Genomic DNA, 20,235 nt, shown 5'->3' on the forward strand with positions numbered 1-20,235 from the left:
TCAGCGGGCGATGATCAGCGGATGCCCACGCTCCGGGTGCGGTTGCACCAATACTTCCAGCCCGAACACAGCCTTGAGCGGCTCCGGGCGCAATACCTGCTCCGGCGTGTCCAGCACCACAGGACGCCCACCTTCGAGCAGTAACAAGCGATCACAATAACGCGCCGCCAGGTTCAGATCATGCAGGATCACCAGCACCGCCGCACCGCGATCGGCAAATTCACGCACCGCTTGCAGAGTGGTGTGCTGATGCAGCGGGTCGAGCATCGACGTCGGCTCATCGAGCAACAACGTCTGCCCCGCCTCGCCCGGCCAAAGCTGCGCCAACACCCGCGCCAAATGCACCCGCTGACGTTCGCCACCGGACAACGCCAGATAACTGCGACCGCTCAAGTGCCCCGCATCGGCCACCTGCAGCGCGGCGGCGACAATCTCCTCATCCCGGACCCGACCGCTTTGATAAGGCAGACGGCCCATGCCGACCACTTCTTCGACGCGAAAGGCAAAGTCCAGGGTCGACACTTGCGGCAACACCGCCAAACGCTGGGCTCGCTGCGCTCCGCTCCAATGGCTCAGCTCACGCTCATCGAGCCAGACGCTGCCATGGTCCGCCGGCAATTCTCCGCACAGGGCACCGAGCAACGTGCTTTTGCCGGCGCCATTCGGCCCCAACACGCCGAGCACTTCGCTCGGTTTAAGCTCAAGGGTGATATCCGTCAGGACAACTTTTCGACCGCGGCGGATTTGCAGGTTCTGCGCTCGCAACATCAGGCACGCCCTCTGAGCAATAAATACAGAAAGAACGGCGCGCCGATGAGGGCCGTGACAATCCCGATCGGCAACTCAGCCGGCGCCAGCGCCAGCCGCGCCACCAGATCAGCAAACAACAGGAGACTGGCCCCCGCCAACACCGACGCCGGCAACAACACCCGATGATCGGGGCCGACCAGCAGCCGCACCAGATGCGGCACCACCAGGCCGACAAACCCGATCATCCCCGCCGCAGCTACCGCCGCGCCGACACCCAACGCCGTGCAGAACACCAATTCGCGCTTGAGTCCTTCGACGTCGATACCCAGGTGGCCGGCCTCCGACTCCCCCAGCAACAATGCGTTCAAGGCCTTGGCCCGACGCGGCAACCACAGTGCCACGCCGGTGCTCACCAGCAATAACGGCCAGAGTCGCGCATAACTGGCGCCGTTAAGGCTGCCCAGGTTCCAGAACGTCAGGGTGCGCAGGGTCGCGTCATCCGCCAGATAAGTGAAGAGCCCGACCGCCGAACCAGCCAGGGCAGTCAATGCAATACCGGCCAGCAGCATGGTCGCGACGTTGGTCTGGCCATTGCGTCGCCCCAGTCGATAGACCAGCGCCGTCACCCCCAACCCGCCGAGAAACGCGCATACCGATAATAAATAAGGCCCGAAGGATTCAGGCAGTCCACCGAATACCGAGCCGCCGACAATCGCGATAGCCGCGCCCAATGCCGCGCCGCTCGACACCCCTACCAGGCCTGGATCGGCCAGAGGATTGCGAAACAAGCCCTGCATCGCCACGCCGGACAGCGCCAGAACCCCGCCCACCGCCAAACCGAGCAAGGTTCGCGGCAGGCGGATTTGCCCGAGGATCAGTTCGGCCTGCTCCAACCCGTCGGGTGCAATGGGCAAACCGATCAACCGCAGCGCCGCCCGTAGCGTATCGAACAACGGCAAGCTCACCGGCCCCAACGCCAGCGACAGCCAGATCGCCAGCAAACACAACAGGCTCAAGCCAATGAACAACGCACGAGGTTTAATCAGAAGGGTCATTGGCCAGTCGTACCGGGATCGAACAGGTGCATAAACAGCCTCCTTTAAAGGTTTCCCAGGCATAGTTATGACAGGCCAAGTATTCTCGGCATCCGGTAATCGCCCTGCGGGCGAGCCGTCATTTGATAATTGCTTGCATTTGAACGTCAAGCTCGGACATACCGGGTCACGAGCCGCAGGACTTGAGGATAGACATGAAGCTTCTTTGCACAGGCGCCGAATTGGCTGACGCCAGCAGTCGCGGTTTCGACGTCGACGGTCAGAAGCTCTTGGCCGTACGCCGGGGCGGTCGGGTGTATGTCTATGAAAATCGCTGCCCGCACCGGGGCGTCGGGCTGGAATGGCAGCCCGACCAGTTTCTCGACCCCAGCAACAGCTTGATCCAGTGTGCGACCCACGGCGCACTGTTTCTGGTCGAGGACGGTGAATGCGTCGCCGGCCCCTGCGCCGGACAATCCCTGACCAGCATCCCCTGCCACGAAGATGAACAAGGAATCTGGGTCACGCTCTAACCGTTCAACAGCACATCCAGTCGCCGATCGACCACCATCTCTTCATGAGTCAAGCGCACGCCATACGCCAGCACTTCGACTCCACACGCCACTGCCTCACGCAACGCAGCTGCGTAGGCCGAATCGATTTCTTCGGCAGGACGCACCGCGTCGATCCCTGTCAGGTTCACGCAATACAACTGCACTGCCCGAATCCCGTCCCTGGCCAAATGCGCCAGTTCGCGCAAATGCTTGGCCCCACGCTGGGTCACCGCGTCAGGAAATGCCGCCACCGCCGAGCCATCAAAGCCCAGGGTGACGCTTTTGACTTCCACATAAGCCGGCCCGCCCGGGTAATCGAGACGAAAATCGATGCGGCTGTTTTCCTGACCATAGGCCACTTCGCGCTTCAGTTCGGTAAAGCCGTTCAACTCGGTGATGACGCCAGCCTGCAACGCTTCCTCGATCAAGCCGTTGGCGCGCCCGGTGTTCACACAAAACAGCCGTCCCTGTGGGGTTTCGCCAACTTCCCAAGTGCCGGGCAACTTGCGCTTGGGGTCGGTGGAGCGGCTGAACCAGACTTGCCCGCCCTCGACCTGGCAATTAAGCATCGAGCCAGTGTTCGGGCAGTGAATGGTCAGCAACTCGCCGCCAACGGTTTCGATATCGGCAAGAAAACGCTTGTAACGACGAATCAAGCGCCCCTCTTCAAGGGGAGGATGAAAACGCATCAGCCTTGCCAGCTCTTCAAACCGCGGGCGATCCGCTCGACTGCTTCTTGCAAGCGCGGAAGGCTTTGGGTGTAGGCAAACCGCACATGATGCCCGGCCTGATGACGCCCGAAGTCCAGGCCCGGAGTAATTGCAACATGCTCGGTTTCGAGAAAGTGCCGACAGAACGCGAAGGCATCGCCGCCGAACTTGCTGATATCGGCGTACAAATAGAACGCGCCTTCCGGTTCTACGGCGATACCGAAACCCAATTCCCGCAGGGCTGGCAGGAGGAAGTCACGACGTCGACCGAACTCGGCGCGGCGCTCCTCGAAAATGCTGATGGTAGCGGGTTCGAAGCAGGCCAATGCCGCGTGCTGGGCCATGCTCGGTGCGCTGATGTAGAGGTTCTGGGCGAGCTTCTCCAATTCACCGACCGCCGCCTCAGGTGCGACCAGCCAACCAAGGCGCCAGCCGGTCATGCCGAAATACTTGGAAAAACTATTGAGAACGAACGCGCTGTCATCGACTTCCAGCACGCTGGCCGCGTCCGTGCCGTAAGTCAGGCCGTGGTAAATCTCGTCGACCACCAAATGACCGTGGCGGGCCTTGATCGCCGCGGACAGCCCGGCCAGCTCATCACGGGTCAGGATGGTCCCGGTGGGGTTGGCCGGCGATGCTACCAGGGCGCCGACGCTGTCGTGATCCCAGTGACGCGCGACCAGGTCCGGGGTCAGTTGATAACGCACGTCCGGGCCGACCGGCACCAGCTGTGCCGCACCTTCCACCAGGCGCAGGAAGTGCCGGTTGCACGGGTAACCCGGGTCGGCCAGCAGCCAGTGCTTGCCTGGGTCCACCAGCAAGGCACTGGCCAACAGCAACGCACCTGAGCCGCCAGGCGTGATCAGAATGCGCTGCGGATCGATGTTCAGCCCGTAGCGCTGCTGATAAAAGCCCGAAATGGCCTCACGCAGCTCGGGAATGCCGCGAGCGGCGGTGTAACGGGTCTTCCCCGCCGTCAGCGCGGCCTGGCCAGCCTGGATGATCGGCTCGGCGGTGGTGAAGTCCGGCTCGCCGATTTCCAGGTGAATCACGTCGTGGCCAGCCGCTTGCAGCTCGTTGGCCCGCGCCAGCAGGGCCATAACGTGGAACGGTTCGATAGCGCGACTGCGCGCACTGTAGGACAGAGCCATTAGCCTTCCTTACAACGGGGAAAAGAATTGATTCTACCCAAGCGCAGGAACGAGCGAGAGTCTAAAGCGGTCAGAGCCCATATAATGCTGGTCTCAATCGATTCAAGCGTATGTCTCAGGTTTGGCTAAAATCAATAATTGATCAGGTCTCCTTAGCCACCAGACGAAGCTTTGCAATCTTTTGCAAGCACCACGGGCCGCGGGCTCGACATCCGGGAGTAGCGCGGTCCGATTTGATCTGGTAAGTTCGCCCGCTTGCAGCCGCAGGGCCGGCAGGTGTCGGTGATGGAGCAATCCTGCGCAATGGATTACAAGAGTAGAGGCGGTCCATTTCATGCCCACCCAAGCAAAGCAGCAAAATCAGTCGATCAGCGGCTTCGAACCCTACAAAGAAGTGAAGGGCGAAGAGTACATGGGCAAACCCATGCGTGCTCACTTCACCAAGATCCTGAACAAGTGGAAACAGGACTTGATGCAGGAAGTCGACCGTACCGTTGATCACATGAAAGACGAAGCGGCCAACTTCCCTGACCCGGCAGACCGTGCCAGCCAGGAAGAGGAATTCAGCCTCGAATTGCGCGCCCGCGACCGTGAGCGCAAGCTGATCAAGAAAATCGACAAGACCCTGCAACTGATCGAAGACGAAGAATACGGTTGGTGCGAGTCCTGCGGCGTCGAAATCGGCGTCAAGCGACTGGAAGCCCGTCCTACCGCCGACATGTGCGTTGACTGCAAGACCCTGGCGGAAATCAAGGAAAAGCAAGTCGGCAAGTAATCTCGACTTGAACGAAAGACGGAGCGTGCGAACGCTCCGTTTTTGTTTCTGATATTTACTGATATTTGTTGCGACCTCAAAATCGCCGAGGGCTGCTTCAAGCCGAGCTCAAAACGATTGGACAGCCTAACCTCCCCTTTATGACCGCCATCGCCTCTTCCCCCTACATCGGGCGCTTCGCCCCCACGCCCAGCGGGCACCTGCATTTCGGTTCGCTGGTTGCAGCGCTGGCCTCGTACCTCGACGCCCGTTCGGTCGGCGGGCGCTGGCTGGTGCGCATGGAGGATCTAGATCCGCCACGCGAGGAGCCCGGCGCTCAGGCGGCGATTCTCAAGGCGCTGGAAAGCTACGGTTTCGAGTGGGATGGCGAGATGGTCCGACAGAGTGACCGCCACGCGGCCTACGCCGAAGTCCTCAATCGCCTGTTCAGCCAGGGCCTGGCCTACGCATGCACCTGCTCGCGCAAGCAATTGGAGCCGTATCACGGCATCTATCCCGGGTTCTGCCGCAACGCGGGGCACGGCACTGAGAATGCGGCGATCCGCGTGCGCGTACCGGAGCTGGAATACCACTTCATCGACCGGGTGCAGGGCGAATTCCGTCAACACCTGGGCCGCGAGGTGGGTGACTTCGTGATTCGTCGCCGTGACGGGCTCTACGCCTATCAATTGGCGGTGGTGCTAGACGATGCCTGGCAAGGCATCACTGATATCGTGCGCGGCGCCGACCTGCTGGACTCCACGCCACGCCAGCTCTATCTGCAAGAACTGCTCGGCCTGCCGCAACCGCGCTACCTGCACATCCCGTTGATTACCCAGCCGGACGGCCACAAACTCGGTAAATCCTATCGCTCGCCGCCGCTGACCGAGGATCAGGCTACGCCGCTGTTGCTGCGCGCATTGCGGGCGCTGGGGCACACTCCCGTTATCGAACTCAATGACGCCACGCCACGGGAAGTGCTGAATTGGGGCATTGCCCACTGGGATGCGTCGCTGATCCCGCGCACACTGACGTTGCCTGAAGCGCAACTGCAGTGATGCCACTTGCAGTGGCGCACCCATCCGTTACCATCGCCGCACGTTTTCGGGCACGCGCATAAGAGAGAGAGGCCGGGATGTACATCTATCGCTTGGTCCTGCTCCTGGTAGTGGGGATTTATCTGTTCTCCCCGGCCATCATGGATTGGTGGATCGACGCCACTGGCGCCTGGTATCGCCCTTATTTGCTCTGGCTGATTCTGATCGTCGTGACCTTCATCCTGCAGAGCCAAAAAGATGCCGATGAGCTTTAGCCTGACCCAGATGATCCTGATCAGCGCCGCGTACCTGGCGGTGCTGTTCGGTGTAGCCTGGATCAGTGAACGGGGCATGATCCCCCGGGCGATCATTCGCCATCCGCTGACCTACACCCTGTCGCTGGGCGTTTATGCCAGTGCCTGGGCGTTTTACGGCACGGTGGGCCTGGCTTATCAGTACGGCTACGGTTTTCTGTCCAGCTACCTTGGGGTTTCCGGGGCGTTTTTGCTGGCGCCGGTGCTTTTGTACCCGATCCTGAAAATCACCCGCACTTACCAACTCTCATCGCTGGCCGACCTGTTCGCGTTCCGCTTCCGCAGTACCTGGGCCGGTGCGCTGACGACGATTTTCATGCTGATCGGTGTGCTGCCGTTGCTGGCGTTGCAGATTCAGGCGGTGGCCGACTCCATCGGCATCCTCACCCGCGAGCCGGTGCAGCATCGCGTGGCACTGAGTTTTTGCGCGCTGATTACGCTGTTCACGATTTTCTTCGGCTCGCGTCACATCGCCACCCGTGAGAAACATGAAGGCCTGGTGTTCGCAATCGCCTTCGAGTCGGTGATCAAGCTGATCGCGATTGGTGGCGTCGGCCTGTATGCACTGTATGGCGTGTTCGATGGCCCGCAACAGCTGGAACTGTGGCTGCTGCAAAACCAGACCGCCCTCGCCGCCCTGCACACGCCACTGCAGGAAGGTCCATGGCGCACGCTGCTGCTGGTGTTCTTCGCCTCGGCGATCGTCATGCCGCACATGTACCACATGACCTTTACCGAAAACCTCAACCCGCGCTCGCTGGTCAGCGCGAGCTGGGGCTTGCCGCTGTTCCTGCTGCTGATGAGCCTGGCAGTGCCGTTGATTCTCTGGGCCGGGTTGAAACTCGGTGCCACCACCAATCCGGAATATTTCACCTTGGGCATCGGCATCGCCGCCAATAGCAAAGCCCTGGCGCTGTTGGCGTATGTCGGTGGATTGTCGGCGGCCAGCGGGCTGATCATCGTTACTACGCTGGCGCTGTCCGGGATGGCACTGAACCACTTGGTGCTACCGCTCTATCAGCCGCCGGCCGAGGGCAATATCTACCGCTGGCTGAAATGGACCCGCCGGGCGCTGATCGTCGCGATCATCATGGCCGGCTACGGTTTTTACCTGATGCTGGGCGCGGAACAGGATCTGGCCAACCTCGGCATCGTCGCCTTCGTCGCCACGTTGCAGTTCCTGCCGGGCGTGTTGTCGGTGCTGTACTGGCCGACCGCCAACCGTCGAGGCTTCATCGCCGGCCTCCTGGCGGGGATTCTGGTGTGGCTGGTGACCATGCTGTTGCCGCTGGTCGGCAATCTGCAAGGCTTCTACATTCCGTTGCTGAACATGATTTACGTGCTGGACGACACCAGCTGGCACATGGCGGCAATTGCCTCGCTGGCCGCCAACGTGCTGATGTTCACTCTGATCTCACTGTTCACCAACGCCAGCCCCGAAGAGGCCAGCGCCGCCGAAGCCTGCGCGGTGGACAACGTTCGCCGTCCGCAACGCCGCGAACTGCATGCCGCCTCGCCTCAGGAATTCGCCACGCAACTGGCCAAACCGCTGGGCGCCAAGGCGGCGCAGAAAGAAGTCGAACAAGCGCTGCGTGACCTTTATCTGCCGTTCGACGAACGCCGGCCTTACGCCTTGCGTCGTTTGCGTGACCGTATCGAAGCCAACCTCTCCGGTCTGATGGGCCCGAGCGTGGCGCAGGACATGGTCGAAACCTTCCTGCCCTATAAGGCCGGCGGCGAAAACTACGTCACCGAAGACATCCACTTCATCGAAAGTCGCCTCGAGGATTACCACTCGCGCCTCACCGGCCTTGCCGCCGAACTCGATGCCCTGCGTCGCTACCACCGCCAAACCCTGCAGGAATTGCCGATGGGCGTGTGCTCGCTGGCCAAGGATCAGGAAATCCTCATGTGGAACAAAGCCATGGAGGAGCTGACCGGGATTGCCGCGCAGCGTGTGGTCGGTTCGCGCCTGAGCACCATTGCCGATCCATGGAAAGAGCTGCTGCAAGGCTTCATCAATCTGCCGGACGAACACTTGCACAAGCAGCACCTGGCCCTCGATGGCCAGACCCGCTGGCTGAACCTGCACAAAGCGGCAATCGACGAACCGCTGGCACCGGGTAACAGCGGCCTGGTGCTGCTGGTGGAAGACCTGACCGAAACCCAGATGCTCGAAGACAAACTGGTGCACTCCGAGCGTCTGGCCAGCATCGGCCGACTGGCGGCCGGCGTGGCCCATGAAATCGGCAACCCGATCACCGGCATTGCCTGTCTCGCGCAAAACCTGCGCGAAGAACGTGAAGAAGACGCCGAACTCACGGAAATCAGCGGGCAGATCCTCGAGCAGACCAAACGCGTGTCACGCATCGTTCAGTCGCTGATGAGCTTCGCCCACGCGGGCGCTCATCAGCACAGCGACGAGCCCGTTTGTCTGGCGGAAGTGGCCCAGGATGCCATCGGCCTGCTGGCCTTGAACCGGCGCAATTTCGAAGTACAGTTCTACAACCTGTGCGACCCCGATCACTGGGTCGAAGGCGACCCGCAGCGGCTCGCCCAGGTATTGATCAATCTGCTCTCAAACGCCCGTGACGCCTCGCCTCCGGGCAGTGCGGTGCGCGTCAAGAGCGAAGCCGGCGAACACACGGTCGATCTGATCGTCGAAGACGAAGGCAGTGGTATTCCCTCGAGCATCATGGACCGACTGTTCGAACCTTTCTTCACCACCAAGGATCCTGGCGAAGGCACCGGTCTGGGCCTTGCACTGGTCTATTCCATCGTTGAAGAGCATTATGGACAAATCACCATCGACAGCCCGGCTGATGTTCAAAGCCAACGCGGCACCCGTATCCGGGTGACCTTACCGCGTCATGTCGAAGCGACGTCCGCTGTGAACTGAGACCGTCGAGAGTATCGAATCAATGCCGCACATTTTGATCGTCGAAGACGAAACAATTATCCGCTCCGCCTTGCGCCGTCTGCTGGAACGTAACCAGTACCAGGTCAGCGAAGCCGGATCCGTGCAGGAAGCACAAGAGCGTTTCAGCATTCCCACGTTTGACCTGATCGTCAGTGACCTGCGCCTGCCGGGCGCGCCGGGTACCGAGTTGATCAAACTCGGCCAGGGCACTCCGGTGCTGATCATGACCAGTTACGCCAGCCTGCGTTCGGCCGTCGACTCCATGAAAATGGGCGCGGTGGACTACATCGCCAAGCCTTTCGATCACGACGAGATGCTCCAGGCCGTCGCGCGAATCCTGCGTGACCGGCAATCGGCGCAAGCCAGCGGTGAGCCGGTCGTCGGCAAAGCGTCCAATGGCGCCGCAGCAAAAAGCGGTGTCGACAACAGCAATGGCGAAATCGGCATCATCGGTTCTTGCCCGCCGATGCAGGACCTGTACAGCAAAATCCGTAAAGTCGCGCCGACCGATTCCAATGTCCTGATCCAGGGCGAATCCGGTACCGGTAAAGAACTGGTAGCACGTGCCCTGCACAACCTGTCCAAACGCGCCAAGGCACCGATGATTTCGGTGAACTGCGCAGCCATTCCGGAAAGCCTGATCGAGTCTGAACTGTTCGGCCACGAAAAAGGCGCGTTCACCGGCGCCAGCGCCGGGCGTGCCGGGTTGGTGGAAGCGGCTGACGGCGGCACCTTGTTCCTCGATGAAATCGGTGAACTGCCACTGGAAGCCCAGGCCCGCCTGTTGCGCGTATTGCAGGAAGGTGAAATCCGCCGGGTTGGCTCGGTCCAGTCGCAGAAGGTCGATGTACGCCTGATCGCCGCGACCCACCGGGACCTCAAGAGCCTGGCGAAGATCGGCCAGTTCCGTGAAGACTTGTATTACCGCCTCCACGTGATCGCCCTGAAACTGCCGGCCCTGCGCGAGCGCGGTGCGGACGTCAATGAAATTGCCAATGCCTTCCTGGCGCGGCAGAGCGCGCGGGTCAACCGCACCGATCTGAAATTCGCTCTGGATGCCGAGCAGGCGATCCGGCATTACTCCTGGCCGGGTAACGTTCGCGAACTGGAAAACGCGGTCGAGCGCGCGGTGATTCTGTGCGAGAGCCCGGAGATTTCCGCCGAGCTGCTGGGCATCGACATCGAACTCAGCGATCTGGAAGACGACGATTTCATCGGCCTCGCACCCCAGCAGGGCAACAGCGCCGGTAACACCAGCCACGAACCGACCGAAGATCTGTCCCTGGAAGACTACTTCCAGCACTTCGTGCTCGAGCATCAGGACCACATGACCGAAACCGAACTGGCCCGCAAACTCGGGGTCAGTCGCAAATGCTTGTGGGAACGCCGTCAGCGCCTGGGCATCCCGCGGCGCAAGACCGGGGTGGCCAGCGAGAGCTGAACCGCGCCTGTCAGATGCGCGGGTAACACGTGACATTGTGGAAAAACTGTTACCTCAGCTTTTTCACGTAACAGAAGCCGGGGCTTACGGTAACGAAGCCCCGGTTTTTTTTGACCTCGAAAAGCCTCATTAGCCCGCCTAACCCCTTGTTTTATTGGACTTCACAAAAGTTGGCACGCACCCTGCTATATGTTCAGTACAAGAACAATAACAAGTAATGCACAAGACAATAAAAATAAGACGAATCGACTCACGCACAATAAAAACAAGACGGCGAGAGGCGTAGCTAACTGATTCTTTTGGAGAGGCGTTGCATTTGGGGCTTGCCCCGCAACCAGGCCGAGAATAATAAAAAACTGTCCCGAGACAGTGCCTGAACTGGTTGGATCACACGATCATAGCAACACAGCGACCAAAGCAATCCGTTTGCTCTTGGCTCCCGATTGGGAGGGTCATGAAGGAAAACTTCATGGCGAGGGCGCTCAACAAAAACAAGAAGCCCGAAACCAATAATAAAAATAGAGCACGCAACTACTTCTGGGGGAGCTTCGGCTCCCCTTGTGGTTTCTGGCGTTTGGCATTCTCACTACTACAAAAACCGCCCCTCAAGACATCTCCCTTCAAGCGCTTGCGCAGCTTCCTACACCATCCCCCGACTAAATGCTAGAATCCCGGCCCATCATGCGGTCATTCTTCGTTATGGCCGAACATTCCTTCAAACAGTGCATCCCATGCTGAAGAAGCTGTTCCAGTCATTCCGTTCTCCCCTGCGTCGTACGCAACACATCCGCAGCACGCCTGAAGTGCTCAATAGCGGCCAACATTCGCTGCAAAAGGCGCAATTCAGCCGTTACGCGGTCAACATCGTCGAACGCTTGCAGAACGCCGGTTACCAGGCTTACCTGGTCGGCGGCTGTGTGCGTGACATGCTGCTCGGCATCACGCCGAAAGATTTCGACGTCGCCACCAGTGCCACCCCTGAACAGGTACGGGCCGAATTCCGCAACGCGCGGATCATCGGTCGTCGCTTCAAACTGGTGCATATCCACTTTGGCCGCGAAATCATTGAAGTCGCGACCTTCCGCGCCAATCACCCGCAAAATGACGAGGAAGAAGACAGCAACCAGTCTTCCCGTAACGAAAGCGGGCGCATCTTGCGCGATAACGTCTACGGCACGCTGGAAGAAGACGCGCAACGCCGCGACTTCACCATCAACGCCCTGTATTACGATCCTGTCAGCGAACGCATTCTCGACTACGCCAATGGCGTACACGACATCCGCAATCACTTGATCCGCCTGATCGGCGATCCGAAGCAGCGCTACCAGGAAGACCCGGTGCGGATGCTGCGGGCCGTGCGTTTCGCCGCCAAGCTGAATTTCGGTATCGAGAAGCACAGCGCCGTGCCGATCCGCGATCTGGCACCGATGCTGCGCGAGATTCCATCAGCTCGTCTGTTCGAAGAAGTGCTCAAGCTGTTCCTCTCCGGCCACGCCGCGGACACCTTCGAGATGCTGGTCGACCTGCAGCTGTTCGATCCGCTGTTCCCGGCCAGTGCCGAGGCGCTGGAATACAACCCGACGTACACCCACACGTTGATCAGTGAAGCACTGATCAACACGGACTTGCGGATCAAGCAGAACAAACCGGTTACCCCGGCGTTCCTGTTCGCCGCCCTGCTCTGGCCTGCCCTGCCGGCCCGCGTGTTGCGCCTGCAAGAACGTGGCATGCCGCCGATTCCGGCGATGCAGGAAGCAGCGCACGAGTTGATTGCCGAACAGTGCCAGCGTATTGCGATTCCGAAACGCTTCACCATGCCGATCCGCGAGATCTGGGACATGCAAGAGCGCCTGCCGCGCCGCAGCGGCAAGCGGGCCGACCTGTTGCTGGACAACCCGCGGTTCCGTGCCGGTTACGACTTCCTGCTGCTGCGCGAAAGCGCTGGCGAACAGACGGACGGCCTGGGCGAATGGTGGACCGACTATCAGGACGCCAACGACAGCGAACGTCGGGACATGATCCGCGAACTCAGCGGCAAGGACGACGGCAGCGGTGCTCCGCGCAAACGTCGCCGCAGTGGCGGTGCCAAACGCAAACGCGCTGCCGGCGCTTCGAGCACGACAGGCGAATAGGCTATGGAACGCATCTACATCGGCATGGGCAGCAATCTGGCTGACCCTGCCGAACAGTTGCGCAGCGCTGTCGAGGCCTTGGCGCGATTGCCGCAGACCGAACTGGTCGGGGTTTCCGGGTTTTATCAAAGCGACTCGCTGCTGCCCGGCCAACCGCGTTATACCAACGCGGTGGCGGTCCTCGACAGCAGCCTCGCGCCGCTGGAGCTGCTCGATGCCCTGCAAGCCATCGAGAACGGACAAGGCCGCCAGCGCCTTGAACGCTGGGGCCCGCGCACGCTGGATCTGGACATCGTGTTGTTCGGCGATCGACTGATCGACGAACCGCGCCTCAAAGTCCCTCACTATCACCTGCAGGAACGAGCCTTTGTGCTCTATCCGCTGGCCGAACTGGCACCAGCGGACTTGCGCCTGGCTGACGGCCGCACCCTCGCAGAATTACTCGCCGCCTGCCCGTTCGTCGGCCTGGAACGCCTCCCGCCGATTTAACGCTAATCCCTTGTGGGAGCGGGCTTGCTCGCGAAGACGGCTTATCATTCGACATTGATGTTGACTGACACTCCGCTTTCGCGAGCAAGCCCGCTCCCACATTGGTTTTGTGGCCGGTGCCAGATCTCGCCTCACAAATACCTGCTGAATCGCATCAGTAACGTCGGTAACACCCCACACGTAACAATGCGGTAACACATGCAATTGACTTCCCGGGTTCTCCTCACGACTATAGGCGTCCCGCTGCCGCCAACGCGGCGCTAAAGGGCGCAGTCCAGGCCTTACAAGCACCACGAAAGAGGGTGCGCCTGTATAAATGACGAATCACGCGCGTTACTCGCAGTAGTTTTCATAGCGCCTGTAATGAGGATTTTTTTCATGCCAGCCATCACCCTGACCACGCTCCAGAGCCTCAAGCAGACAGGTGAAAAGATCACCATGCTGACCTGCTATGACGCGACCTTCGCCCACGCCTGCAATGAGGCCGGGGTTGAAGTGCTGCTGGTGGGCGACTCCCTCGGCATGGTCTTGCAAGGTCACGACAGCACCCTGCCGGTGACCACTGCAGAAATGGCCTACCACGTGGCAGCCGTCAAACGCGGCAACACCGATGCCCTGATCCTCGCCGACCTACCCTTCATGGCCTACGCCACCCTCGATCAAACCATGACCAACAGCGCCCTGTTGATGCAGGCCGGTGCGCACATGGTCAAGGTTGAAGGGGCATTGTGGCTCGCGGACTCGATCCGTCTGCTGGCCGAACGCGGCATCCCGGTGTGCGCGCACATGGGGCTGACACCGCAATCGGTCAACATCCTCGGCGGCTATAAAGTCCAGGGCCGCAACGAGAACCAGGCGCGGCAGATGCGTGCCGACGCGATTTCCCTGGAACAGGCCGGCGCGGCCATGCTGCTGCTCGAATGCGTGCCGAGCGAGTTGGCCGAAGAAATCAGCCAGGCGGTGAAGATCCCGGTGATTGGCATCGGCGCCGGCAGTGGCACCGACGGTCAGGTCCTGGTTCTGCACGACATGCTGGGCTTGTCCATGACCGGCCGCGTGCCAAAGTTCGTGAAGAACTTCATGGCCGACCAAACCAGCATTCAAGCAGCCTTGAGCGCTTACGTCACTGAAGTCAAAGCGGCGACTTTCCCTGGCCTCGAACACGGATTCTCTGCATGAACACCGTAAAAACCGTACGCGAACTGCGGGCCGCGGTGGCCCGCGCCCGTAGCGAAGGCAAGCGCATCGGCTTTGTGCCGACCATGGGCAACCTGCACAGCGGGCATATCGCGCTGATTACCAAAGCCACCCAACGGGTGGATTTCGTGGTCGCGAGCATTTTCGTCAACCCGCTGCAATTCGGCGCCGGCGAAGACCTCGACAAATACCCGAGAACCCTGGCTGCCGATCAGGAAAAACTGCTCCAGGCCGGTTGCCATCTGCTGTTTGCCCCGACCGTCGAAGAAATGTACCCCGACGGCATGGCCGGCCAGACCCGCGTCAGCGTTCCGCAACTGTCTGAAGGCCTGTGCGGCGCCAGCCGTCCGGGGCATTTCGAAGGCGTCGCGACGGTAGTCAGCAAACTGTTCAACATGGTCCAGCCGGACCTGGCGATCTTTGGCCAGAAAGACTTCCAGCAACTGGCGGTGATTCGCGCCCTGGTGCACGACCTGAATATGCCGATCCAGATCATCGGCGAACCGACCGTACGGGCCGCCGACGGTCTGGCGTTGTCGTCACGCAATGGTTTCCTCAGCGAAGAACAGCGGGCCATCGCACCAGAGGTCTATCGCACCCTGACCCGGATCAGCGACGCGATCAAACAGGGCGAGCGCGATTACCCGACGCTGATCAACGAGCAGATCAAGCAACTGGACGCCGCTGGCCTGCGTCCGGATTACCTGGAAATTCGCCATGCGCTGACCTTGCGTCCGGCGACAGCGCAAGATCGGGATCTGGTGATTCTGGTGGCAGCGTTCCTCGGCACGACGCGGTTGATCGACAACCTGCATCTGAACCTCGACACCCCCGCATAAACACTGCAAAACCCTGTGGGAGCGAACCTGTGGCGAGGGGGCTTGCCCCCGTTTGAGTGCATAGCACTCACAAGATCTTTGGTACATCAGAGATTTTGGGGCTGCTTCGCAGCCCAACGGGGCGGTGCGGCGTTCCGACAAGCCCCCTCGCCACAGGCCCGCTCCCACATTAGATCTGCGTCGTTTCCAGACTGTATTGCCGCCCACAAAGCCTTCGGGCAAACTGCCCCCCGTTCGATTCCGACCCGGGGAAACACTCATGCACGCCATCATGCTCAAGGCCAAGCTGCATCGCGCCGAAGTCACCCATGCTGTACTCGATTACGAAGGCTCTTGCGCCATCGACGGTGAATGGCTGGACTTATCCGGCATCCGAGAGTACGAACAGATCCAGATCTACAACATCGACAACGGCGAACGCTTCACCACCTACGCGATTCGTGGCGAAGAAGGTTCGCGCATGATCTCGGTCAACGGTGCCGCGGCCCACAAGGCCAAGGTCGGCGACCGCGTGATCATCTGCGCTTACGCTCACTACAGCGAAGCCGAACTGCTCAACTTCAAGCCGCGCATGCTCTACATGGCGCCGGGTAACGAACTGAGCCACACCAGCAATGCCATTCCAGTTCAGGTCGCCTGACCGAACCGCCCCCCCTGCCAGCTTTCCGTTTGTCGGACCGCTCCTGGTTAAATGTTAAAAAAGTACCGGGAGCAGGTCAGACAAAGTCAAGACAGATTGCAGCGCGAGGTTTACTGTATTCGCCCTGCGCCAGAAATCGTGTCGACGCAGTTGACCGGACGCCCACCCACAGCGCTCCGGGATTTTTAGTGTTCAAAAGGCCGTTCAAGTAAAAGGAAAACCGCAGCGATGGCGTATTACCGCACTCCTCACGACGTTACCGCTCTGCCCGCTTGGCAAGCGCTGAATGACCACCGCCAAGCCATGCAGGATTTCAGCATGCGCGAAGCCTTTAATGCCGATCCGCAGCGTTTTAATCAATTCACCCTCAGCAGCTGCGGCCTGTTTCTCGACTACTCGAAGAACCTGATCAACGCCGAGACCCGCAATCTGCTGGTGGGCCTGGCCAACGAAGTCGACCTCAAGGGCGCGATCAAAGCGCTGTTCTCGGGCGAAATCGTCAACGCTTCCGAAGGACGCCCGGCCCTGCACACCGCACTGCGCCGTCCGGTGGGCGACAAGCTGTCGGTCAACGGCGTCAACGTGATGCCCGACGTGCACAAAGTGCTGAACCAGATCACCGATCTCGTGGGCCGTATCCACGACGGTCTGTGGCGCGGTTACACCGAGAAGCCGATCACCGACGTTGTGAACATTGGCATCGGTGGCTCGTTCCTCGGCCCCGAGCTGGTGTCCGAAGCGCTGCTGTCCTACGCCCAGAAAGGCGTGCGTTGCCATTACCTGGCGAACATCGACGGCAGTGAATTCCACGAACTGACCATGAAGCTGCGCGCCGAGACCACGCTGTTCATCGTCTCGTCGAAATCCTTCAACACCCTCGAAACCCTGAAAAACGCCCAGGCCGCCCGCGCCTGGTACCTCGCTCAGGGCGGTTCGGAAGCTGAGCTGTACCGTCACTTCATCGCCGTCTCCAGCAACAACGCGGCGGCCGTGGCGTTCGGTATTCGTGAAGAGAACATCTTCCCGATGTGGGACTGGGTCGGCGGCCGTTACTCGCTGTGGTCGGCCATCGGTTTGCCGATTGCCCTGGCCATCGGCATGTCGAACTTCAAGGAACTGCTGTCCGGTGCCTACACAATGGACCAGCATTTCCAGAGCGCGCCATTCGAACAGAACATGCCGGTACTGCTGGCGTTGCTCGGCGTCTGGTATGGCAACTTCTGGGGCGCGCAGAGCCACGCGATCCTGCCGTACGACCACTACCTGCGCAACATCACCAAGCACTTGCAACAGCTGGACATGGAATCCAACGGCAAGAGCGTGCGCCAGGACGGCACGCCTGTGTCAACCGATACCGGCCCGGTAATCTGGGGTGGCGTTGGCTGCAACGGTCAGCATGCTTACCACCAGTTGCTGCACCAGGGCACCCAACTGATCCCGGCCGACTTCATCGTGCCGATCGTCAGTTTCAACCCGGTGTCCGACCACCACCAGTGGCTGTACGCCAACTGCCTGTCGCAAAGCCAGGCATTGATGCTCGGCAAGACCCGCACCGAGGCTGAAGCCGAACTGCGTGACAAGGGTATGGCCGAGGATGAAGTGCAAAAACTGGCCGCACACAAGGTGATCCCGGGCAACCGTCCGAGCAACACCCTGGTGCTCGAACGTATCAGCCCGCGGCGTCTTGGCGCACTGGTGGCGTTGTACGAACACAAAGTCTTCGTGCAAAGCGTGGTCTGGGGCATCAATGCCTTCGACCAGTGGGGTGTGGAGTTGGGTAAAGAGCTGGGCAAAGGCGTCTACAACCGCCTGGTCGGCAGCGAAGAAACCCCGGCCGACGATGCTTCCACCCAAGGCCTGATCAACTACTTCCGCGGTCGTCACCGCGGGTGATAGGCTGAAGGGGCGGTTTACCCGCCCCTTCAACTTGCAGCACCGACAGTTCCACGGCACCGGGTTTACTGCAAAATCGGTGGCGTGCGCTATCACTGTAGGAGCGGCCGAAGGCTGCGATCTTTTGATCCTGGTTGTAAAAAACAAGATCAAAAGATCGCAGCCTTCGGCAGCTCCTACGAGGGTCGCGCAGCTCCCCTCTTGTCGCAAAACAAGAATAAGGAACCGTCATGTTCGATATCAGCACGTTCCCCAAAGCCGATGCCGTCCGCCGGGCTGCACAGTTGAGTCAGGACGACTATAAGCGCCTGTACCGTGAATCCATTGAACACCCCAGCACCTTCTGGGCCGAACAGGCCACACGGTTCCTCGACTGGAGCACGCCGTGGCAGACCGTTCAGCGGTACGACCTGAAAACCGGTGACGCAAGCTGGTTTGCCGGCGGAAAGTTAAACGTCAGTTACAACTGCATCGATCGTCATCTGGAAAAGCGTGGCGATCAAACCGCGATCATCTGGGAAGGCGATGACCCCGCCGAATCCATCCAGATCACCTACAAAAAACTCCATCACAACGTCTGTCGACTGGCCAACGTGCTCAAAAGCCGTGGCGTGAAGAAAGGCGACCGCGTGTGCATCTACATGCCCATGATCCCCGAAGCCGCCTACGCCATGCTCGCCTGTGCGCGGATCGGCGCGATTCATTCAGTAGTGTTCGGCGGATTCTCCCCGGACTCACTGCGTGACCGGATCCTCGACGCCGACTGCCGCACCGTAATCACCGCCGATGAAGGCGTGCGCGGCGGTAAATTCGTGCCGCTCAAACAGAACGTCGACAAGGCCCTGCAAAGTTGCCCGCACGTCAGCAGCGTGATCGTGGTCGAGCACACCCAAAACCAGGTGAATTGGGTTGAAGACCGCGACCTCTGGTATCACCAGGCCCTGCGCGATGTCGGTGACGATTGCCCGCCAGAGCCGATGGACGCCGAGGACCCGCTGTTCATCCTCTACACCTCCGGCAGCACCGGCAAACCCAAAGGCGTGCTGCACACCACCGGCGGCTACCTGCTGCAAGCGGCAATGACCTTCAAGTACGTGCTCGACTATCGCGACGGTGAAGTCTTCTGGTGCACCGCCGATGTCGGCTGGGTCACCGGCCACAGCTACATCGTCTATGGGCCGCTGGCCAATGGGGCGACTACGCTGATCTTCGAAGGCGTCCCAAGCTACCCCAGCACCTCGCGCTTCTGGCAGGTGATCGACAAGCACCACGTGAACATCTTCTACACCGCCCCGACCGCCTTGCGCGCGTTGATGCGTGAAGGCCCCGGGCCGTTGAAGGAAACGTCCCGCGAGAGCCTGCGATTACTCGGCACTGTCGGCGAGCCGATAAACCCGGAAGCCTGGGAGTGGTACTTCAATACGGTCGGCGAGCAGCGCTGCCCAATTGTCGATACCTGGTGGCAGACCGAAACCGGCGGCATCATGCTCAGCCCACTGGTCAGTACCCAACGGGTCAAACCCGGTTGCGCCACCCAACCGATGTTCGGCGTGCAACCGGTATTGCTCGATGAACACGGCAAGGAAATCAAAGGCGCCGGCAGTGGCGTGTTGGCCATCAAGTCCAGTTGGCCGGCGCAGATCCGCAGCGTCTACGGTGATCCGAAACGGATGGTCGAAACCTACTTCAAGCCCTACCCCGGCTACTACTTCACCGGCGATGGCGCACGCCGAGATGAGGATGGCGACTACTGGATCACCGGGCGCATCGACGACGTGATCAACGTCTCCGGGCACCGCATCGGCACCGCCGAAGTGGAGAGCGCGCTGGTGCTGCACGACAGCATTGCCGAGGCCGCCGTGGTCGGTTACCCCCATGACATCAAAGGCCAGGGCATCTACGCCTTCGTCACCCCCATGAACGGCATCGACCCCAACGACGATCTGAAGAAAGAACTGCTGGCCCATGTCAGCCAGGAAATCGGCAGCTTCGCCAAACCGGACTTGATCCAGTGGGCCCCGGCCCTGCCGAAAACCCGTTCGGGCAAGATCATGCGACGGATCCTGCGCAAGATCGCCTGCAACGAACTGGACAGCCTCGGCGACACCTCGACCCTCGCCGACCCGAGCGTGGTGCAGGGCTTGATCGACAAACGCCTGAACTCATAAAGCGCTCGCGCACCCGCCGTTTGGCCGAGCCATTCGGCGGGTTGCGCAAGCAAGCCCGCTCCCACAGGTGATCTTCAGTGAACACGAAAATTGTGCCTCACCTAAATCCACTGTGGGAGCGGGCTTGCTCGCGAAGACGGCGGCACAGTCACCACATCCCTCGCATTTGCCACCCAAACTCAAAGCCCAGAGCTGTTAAACTCCCGCGCCCC

General features: G+C 60.4%; 17 protein-coding genes. 13 read left to right on the plus strand and 4 right to left on the minus strand.

Going from position 1 to position 20,235, the window contains the following annotated elements:
- Both AF70_RS28710 and AF70_RS28715 read right to left on the minus strand, forming a co-directional pair.
- Nucleotides 1-768 (minus strand): heme ABC transporter ATP-binding protein, encoded by a 768-nt coding sequence (locus AF70_RS28710; RefSeq protein WP_028940353.1) that lies wholly within the window; start codon nucleotides 766-768, stop codon nucleotides 1-3.
- Nucleotides 768-1,751 (minus strand): iron ABC transporter permease, encoded by a 984-nt coding sequence (locus AF70_RS28715; protein ID WP_172901224.1) that lies wholly within the window; start codon nucleotides 1,749-1,751, stop codon nucleotides 768-770. Before AF70_RS28715 ends, AF70_RS28710 begins: the two co-directional genes overlap by 1 nt.
- A gap of 248 nt (nucleotides 1,752-1,999) precedes the next feature.
- On the opposite strand from AF70_RS28715, the gene AF70_RS28720 reads away from it, so the two are divergent.
- On the plus strand, nucleotides 2,000-2,317 hold the full coding sequence (locus tag AF70_RS28720; RefSeq protein WP_026331977.1) for a Rieske (2Fe-2S) protein: 318 nt from the start codon (nucleotides 2,000-2,002) through the stop codon (nucleotides 2,315-2,317).
- On the opposite strand, the gene sfsA is transcribed toward AF70_RS28720, so the two are convergent.
- Together sfsA and AF70_RS28730 are read right to left on the minus strand one after the other, a co-directional pair.
- Complete coding sequence (gene sfsA / locus AF70_RS28725; RefSeq protein ID WP_018930206.1) at nucleotides 2,314-3,027, minus strand: DNA/RNA nuclease SfsA; 714 nt, start codon at nucleotides 3,025-3,027, stop codon at nucleotides 2,314-2,316. The genes AF70_RS28720 and sfsA overlap by 4 nt on opposite strands.
- Nucleotides 3,027-4,199, minus strand: coding sequence for a pyridoxal phosphate-dependent aminotransferase (locus tag AF70_RS28730; protein WP_018930205.1), 1,173 nt, complete (start codon nucleotides 4,197-4,199; stop codon nucleotides 3,027-3,029). The genes sfsA and AF70_RS28730 overlap by 1 nt, the downstream gene beginning before the upstream one ends.
- A gap of 334 nt (nucleotides 4,200-4,533) precedes the next feature.
- Here AF70_RS28730 and dksA point away from each other — a divergent pair, with 334 nt between their 5' ends.
- From dksA to acs, 12 genes are all read left to right on the plus strand, one after another.
- Complete coding sequence (dksA, locus tag AF70_RS28735) at nucleotides 4,534-4,974, plus strand: RNA polymerase-binding protein DksA (protein ID WP_007902025.1); 441 nt, start codon at nucleotides 4,534-4,536, stop codon at nucleotides 4,972-4,974.
- A 140-nt stretch (nucleotides 4,975-5,114) separates the two neighbouring features.
- Nucleotides 5,115-6,011, plus strand: coding sequence for a tRNA glutamyl-Q(34) synthetase GluQRS (gene gluQRS, locus AF70_RS28740; protein WP_028940354.1), 897 nt, complete (start codon nucleotides 5,115-5,117; stop codon nucleotides 6,009-6,011).
- Between the two features lie 77 nt (nucleotides 6,012-6,088).
- On the plus strand, nucleotides 6,089-6,265 hold the full coding sequence (locus AF70_RS28745) for a hypothetical protein (RefSeq protein WP_003176118.1): 177 nt from the start codon (nucleotides 6,089-6,091) through the stop codon (nucleotides 6,263-6,265).
- Nucleotides 6,249-9,203: a sensor histidine kinase gene (locus AF70_RS28750; protein WP_019582859.1), complete on the plus strand. Its 2,955-nt coding sequence runs from the start codon at nucleotides 6,249-6,251 to the stop codon at nucleotides 9,201-9,203. Before AF70_RS28745 ends, AF70_RS28750 begins: the two co-directional genes overlap by 17 nt.
- 22 nt (nucleotides 9,204-9,225) lie before the next feature.
- The gene (locus tag AF70_RS28755; RefSeq protein WP_019582860.1) at nucleotides 9,226-10,665 is read left to right on the plus strand and encodes a sigma-54 dependent transcriptional regulator; all 1,440 of its coding nucleotides are present in this window, start codon (nucleotides 9,226-9,228) and stop codon (nucleotides 10,663-10,665) included.
- A gap of 731 nt (nucleotides 10,666-11,396) precedes the next feature.
- Nucleotides 11,397-12,797, plus strand: a complete 1,401-nt coding sequence (locus tag AF70_RS28760; RefSeq protein WP_028940355.1) for a polynucleotide adenylyltransferase PcnB — start codon at nucleotides 11,397-11,399, stop codon at nucleotides 12,795-12,797.
- 3 nt (nucleotides 12,798-12,800) lie between these two features.
- Nucleotides 12,801-13,286, plus strand: a complete 486-nt coding sequence (gene folK / locus AF70_RS28765) for a 2-amino-4-hydroxy-6-hydroxymethyldihydropteridine diphosphokinase (protein WP_028940356.1) — start codon at nucleotides 12,801-12,803, stop codon at nucleotides 13,284-13,286.
- A 378-nt stretch (nucleotides 13,287-13,664) separates the two neighbouring features.
- Nucleotides 13,665-14,465 (plus strand): 3-methyl-2-oxobutanoate hydroxymethyltransferase, encoded by an 801-nt coding sequence (gene panB / locus AF70_RS28770; RefSeq protein WP_019582863.1) that lies wholly within the window; start codon nucleotides 13,665-13,667, stop codon nucleotides 14,463-14,465.
- Complete coding sequence (gene panC / locus AF70_RS28775) at nucleotides 14,462-15,322, plus strand: pantoate--beta-alanine ligase (protein ID WP_028940357.1); 861 nt, start codon at nucleotides 14,462-14,464, stop codon at nucleotides 15,320-15,322. The genes panB and panC overlap by 4 nt, the downstream gene beginning before the upstream one ends.
- Nucleotides 15,323-15,581: 259 nt before the next feature.
- The gene (gene panD, locus AF70_RS28780) at nucleotides 15,582-15,962 is read left to right on the plus strand and encodes an aspartate 1-decarboxylase (RefSeq protein ID WP_008153310.1); all 381 of its coding nucleotides are present in this window, start codon (nucleotides 15,582-15,584) and stop codon (nucleotides 15,960-15,962) included.
- Between the two features lie 228 nt (nucleotides 15,963-16,190).
- Nucleotides 16,191-17,855 carry a glucose-6-phosphate isomerase gene (gene pgi, locus AF70_RS28785; RefSeq protein WP_018930196.1) on the plus strand — a complete coding sequence of 555 codons (1,665 nt, stop codon included), beginning with the start codon at nucleotides 16,191-16,193 and terminating at the stop codon, nucleotides 17,853-17,855.
- Nucleotides 17,856-18,085: 230 nt separating this feature from the next.
- Nucleotides 18,086-20,023, plus strand: a complete 1,938-nt coding sequence (gene acs / locus AF70_RS28790) for an acetate--CoA ligase (protein ID WP_028940358.1) — start codon at nucleotides 18,086-18,088, stop codon at nucleotides 20,021-20,023.
- The last annotated feature ends 212 nt before the right edge of the window (nucleotides 20,024-20,235 follow it).

This window comes from Pseudomonas sp. KD5 (genome assembly GCF_012932895.1).
Taxonomy (GTDB): domain Bacteria; phylum Pseudomonadota; class Gammaproteobacteria; order Pseudomonadales; family Pseudomonadaceae; genus Aquipseudomonas.

Coding starts and splice junctions, on each gene's coding strand:
- panB (WP_019582863.1), top strand. CDS start 13,665: ATGCCAGCCATCACCCTGACCACGCTCCAGAGCCTCAAGCAGACAGGT.
- AF70_RS28710 (WP_028940353.1), bottom strand. CDS start 768: ATGTTGCGAGCGCAGAACCTGCAAATCCGCCGCGGTCGAAAAGTTGTC.
- dksA (WP_007902025.1), top strand. CDS start 4,534: ATGCCCACCCAAGCAAAGCAGCAAAATCAGTCGATCAGCGGCTTCGAA.
- panC (WP_028940357.1), top strand. CDS start 14,462: ATGAACACCGTAAAAACCGTACGCGAACTGCGGGCCGCGGTGGCCCGC.
- panD (WP_008153310.1), top strand. CDS start 15,582: ATGCACGCCATCATGCTCAAGGCCAAGCTGCATCGCGCCGAAGTCACC.
- AF70_RS28755 (WP_019582860.1), top strand. CDS start 9,226: ATGCCGCACATTTTGATCGTCGAAGACGAAACAATTATCCGCTCCGCC.
- AF70_RS28750 (WP_019582859.1), top strand. CDS start 6,249: ATGCCGATGAGCTTTAGCCTGACCCAGATGATCCTGATCAGCGCCGCG.
- folK (WP_028940356.1), top strand. CDS start 12,801: ATGGAACGCATCTACATCGGCATGGGCAGCAATCTGGCTGACCCTGCC.
- AF70_RS28745 (WP_003176118.1), top strand. CDS start 6,089: ATGTACATCTATCGCTTGGTCCTGCTCCTGGTAGTGGGGATTTATCTG.
- AF70_RS28720 (WP_026331977.1), top strand. CDS start 2,000: ATGAAGCTTCTTTGCACAGGCGCCGAATTGGCTGACGCCAGCAGTCGC.
- sfsA (WP_018930206.1), bottom strand. CDS start 3,027: ATGCGTTTTCATCCTCCCCTTGAAGAGGGGCGCTTGATTCGTCGTTAC.
- acs (WP_028940358.1), top strand. CDS start 18,086: ATGTTCGATATCAGCACGTTCCCCAAAGCCGATGCCGTCCGCCGGGCT.
- AF70_RS28760 (WP_028940355.1), top strand. CDS start 11,397: ATGCTGAAGAAGCTGTTCCAGTCATTCCGTTCTCCCCTGCGTCGTACG.
- pgi (WP_018930196.1), top strand. CDS start 16,191: ATGGCGTATTACCGCACTCCTCACGACGTTACCGCTCTGCCCGCTTGG.
- gluQRS (WP_028940354.1), top strand. CDS start 5,115: ATGACCGCCATCGCCTCTTCCCCCTACATCGGGCGCTTCGCCCCCACG.
- AF70_RS28730 (WP_018930205.1), bottom strand. CDS start 4,199: ATGGCTCTGTCCTACAGTGCGCGCAGTCGCGCTATCGAACCGTTCCAC.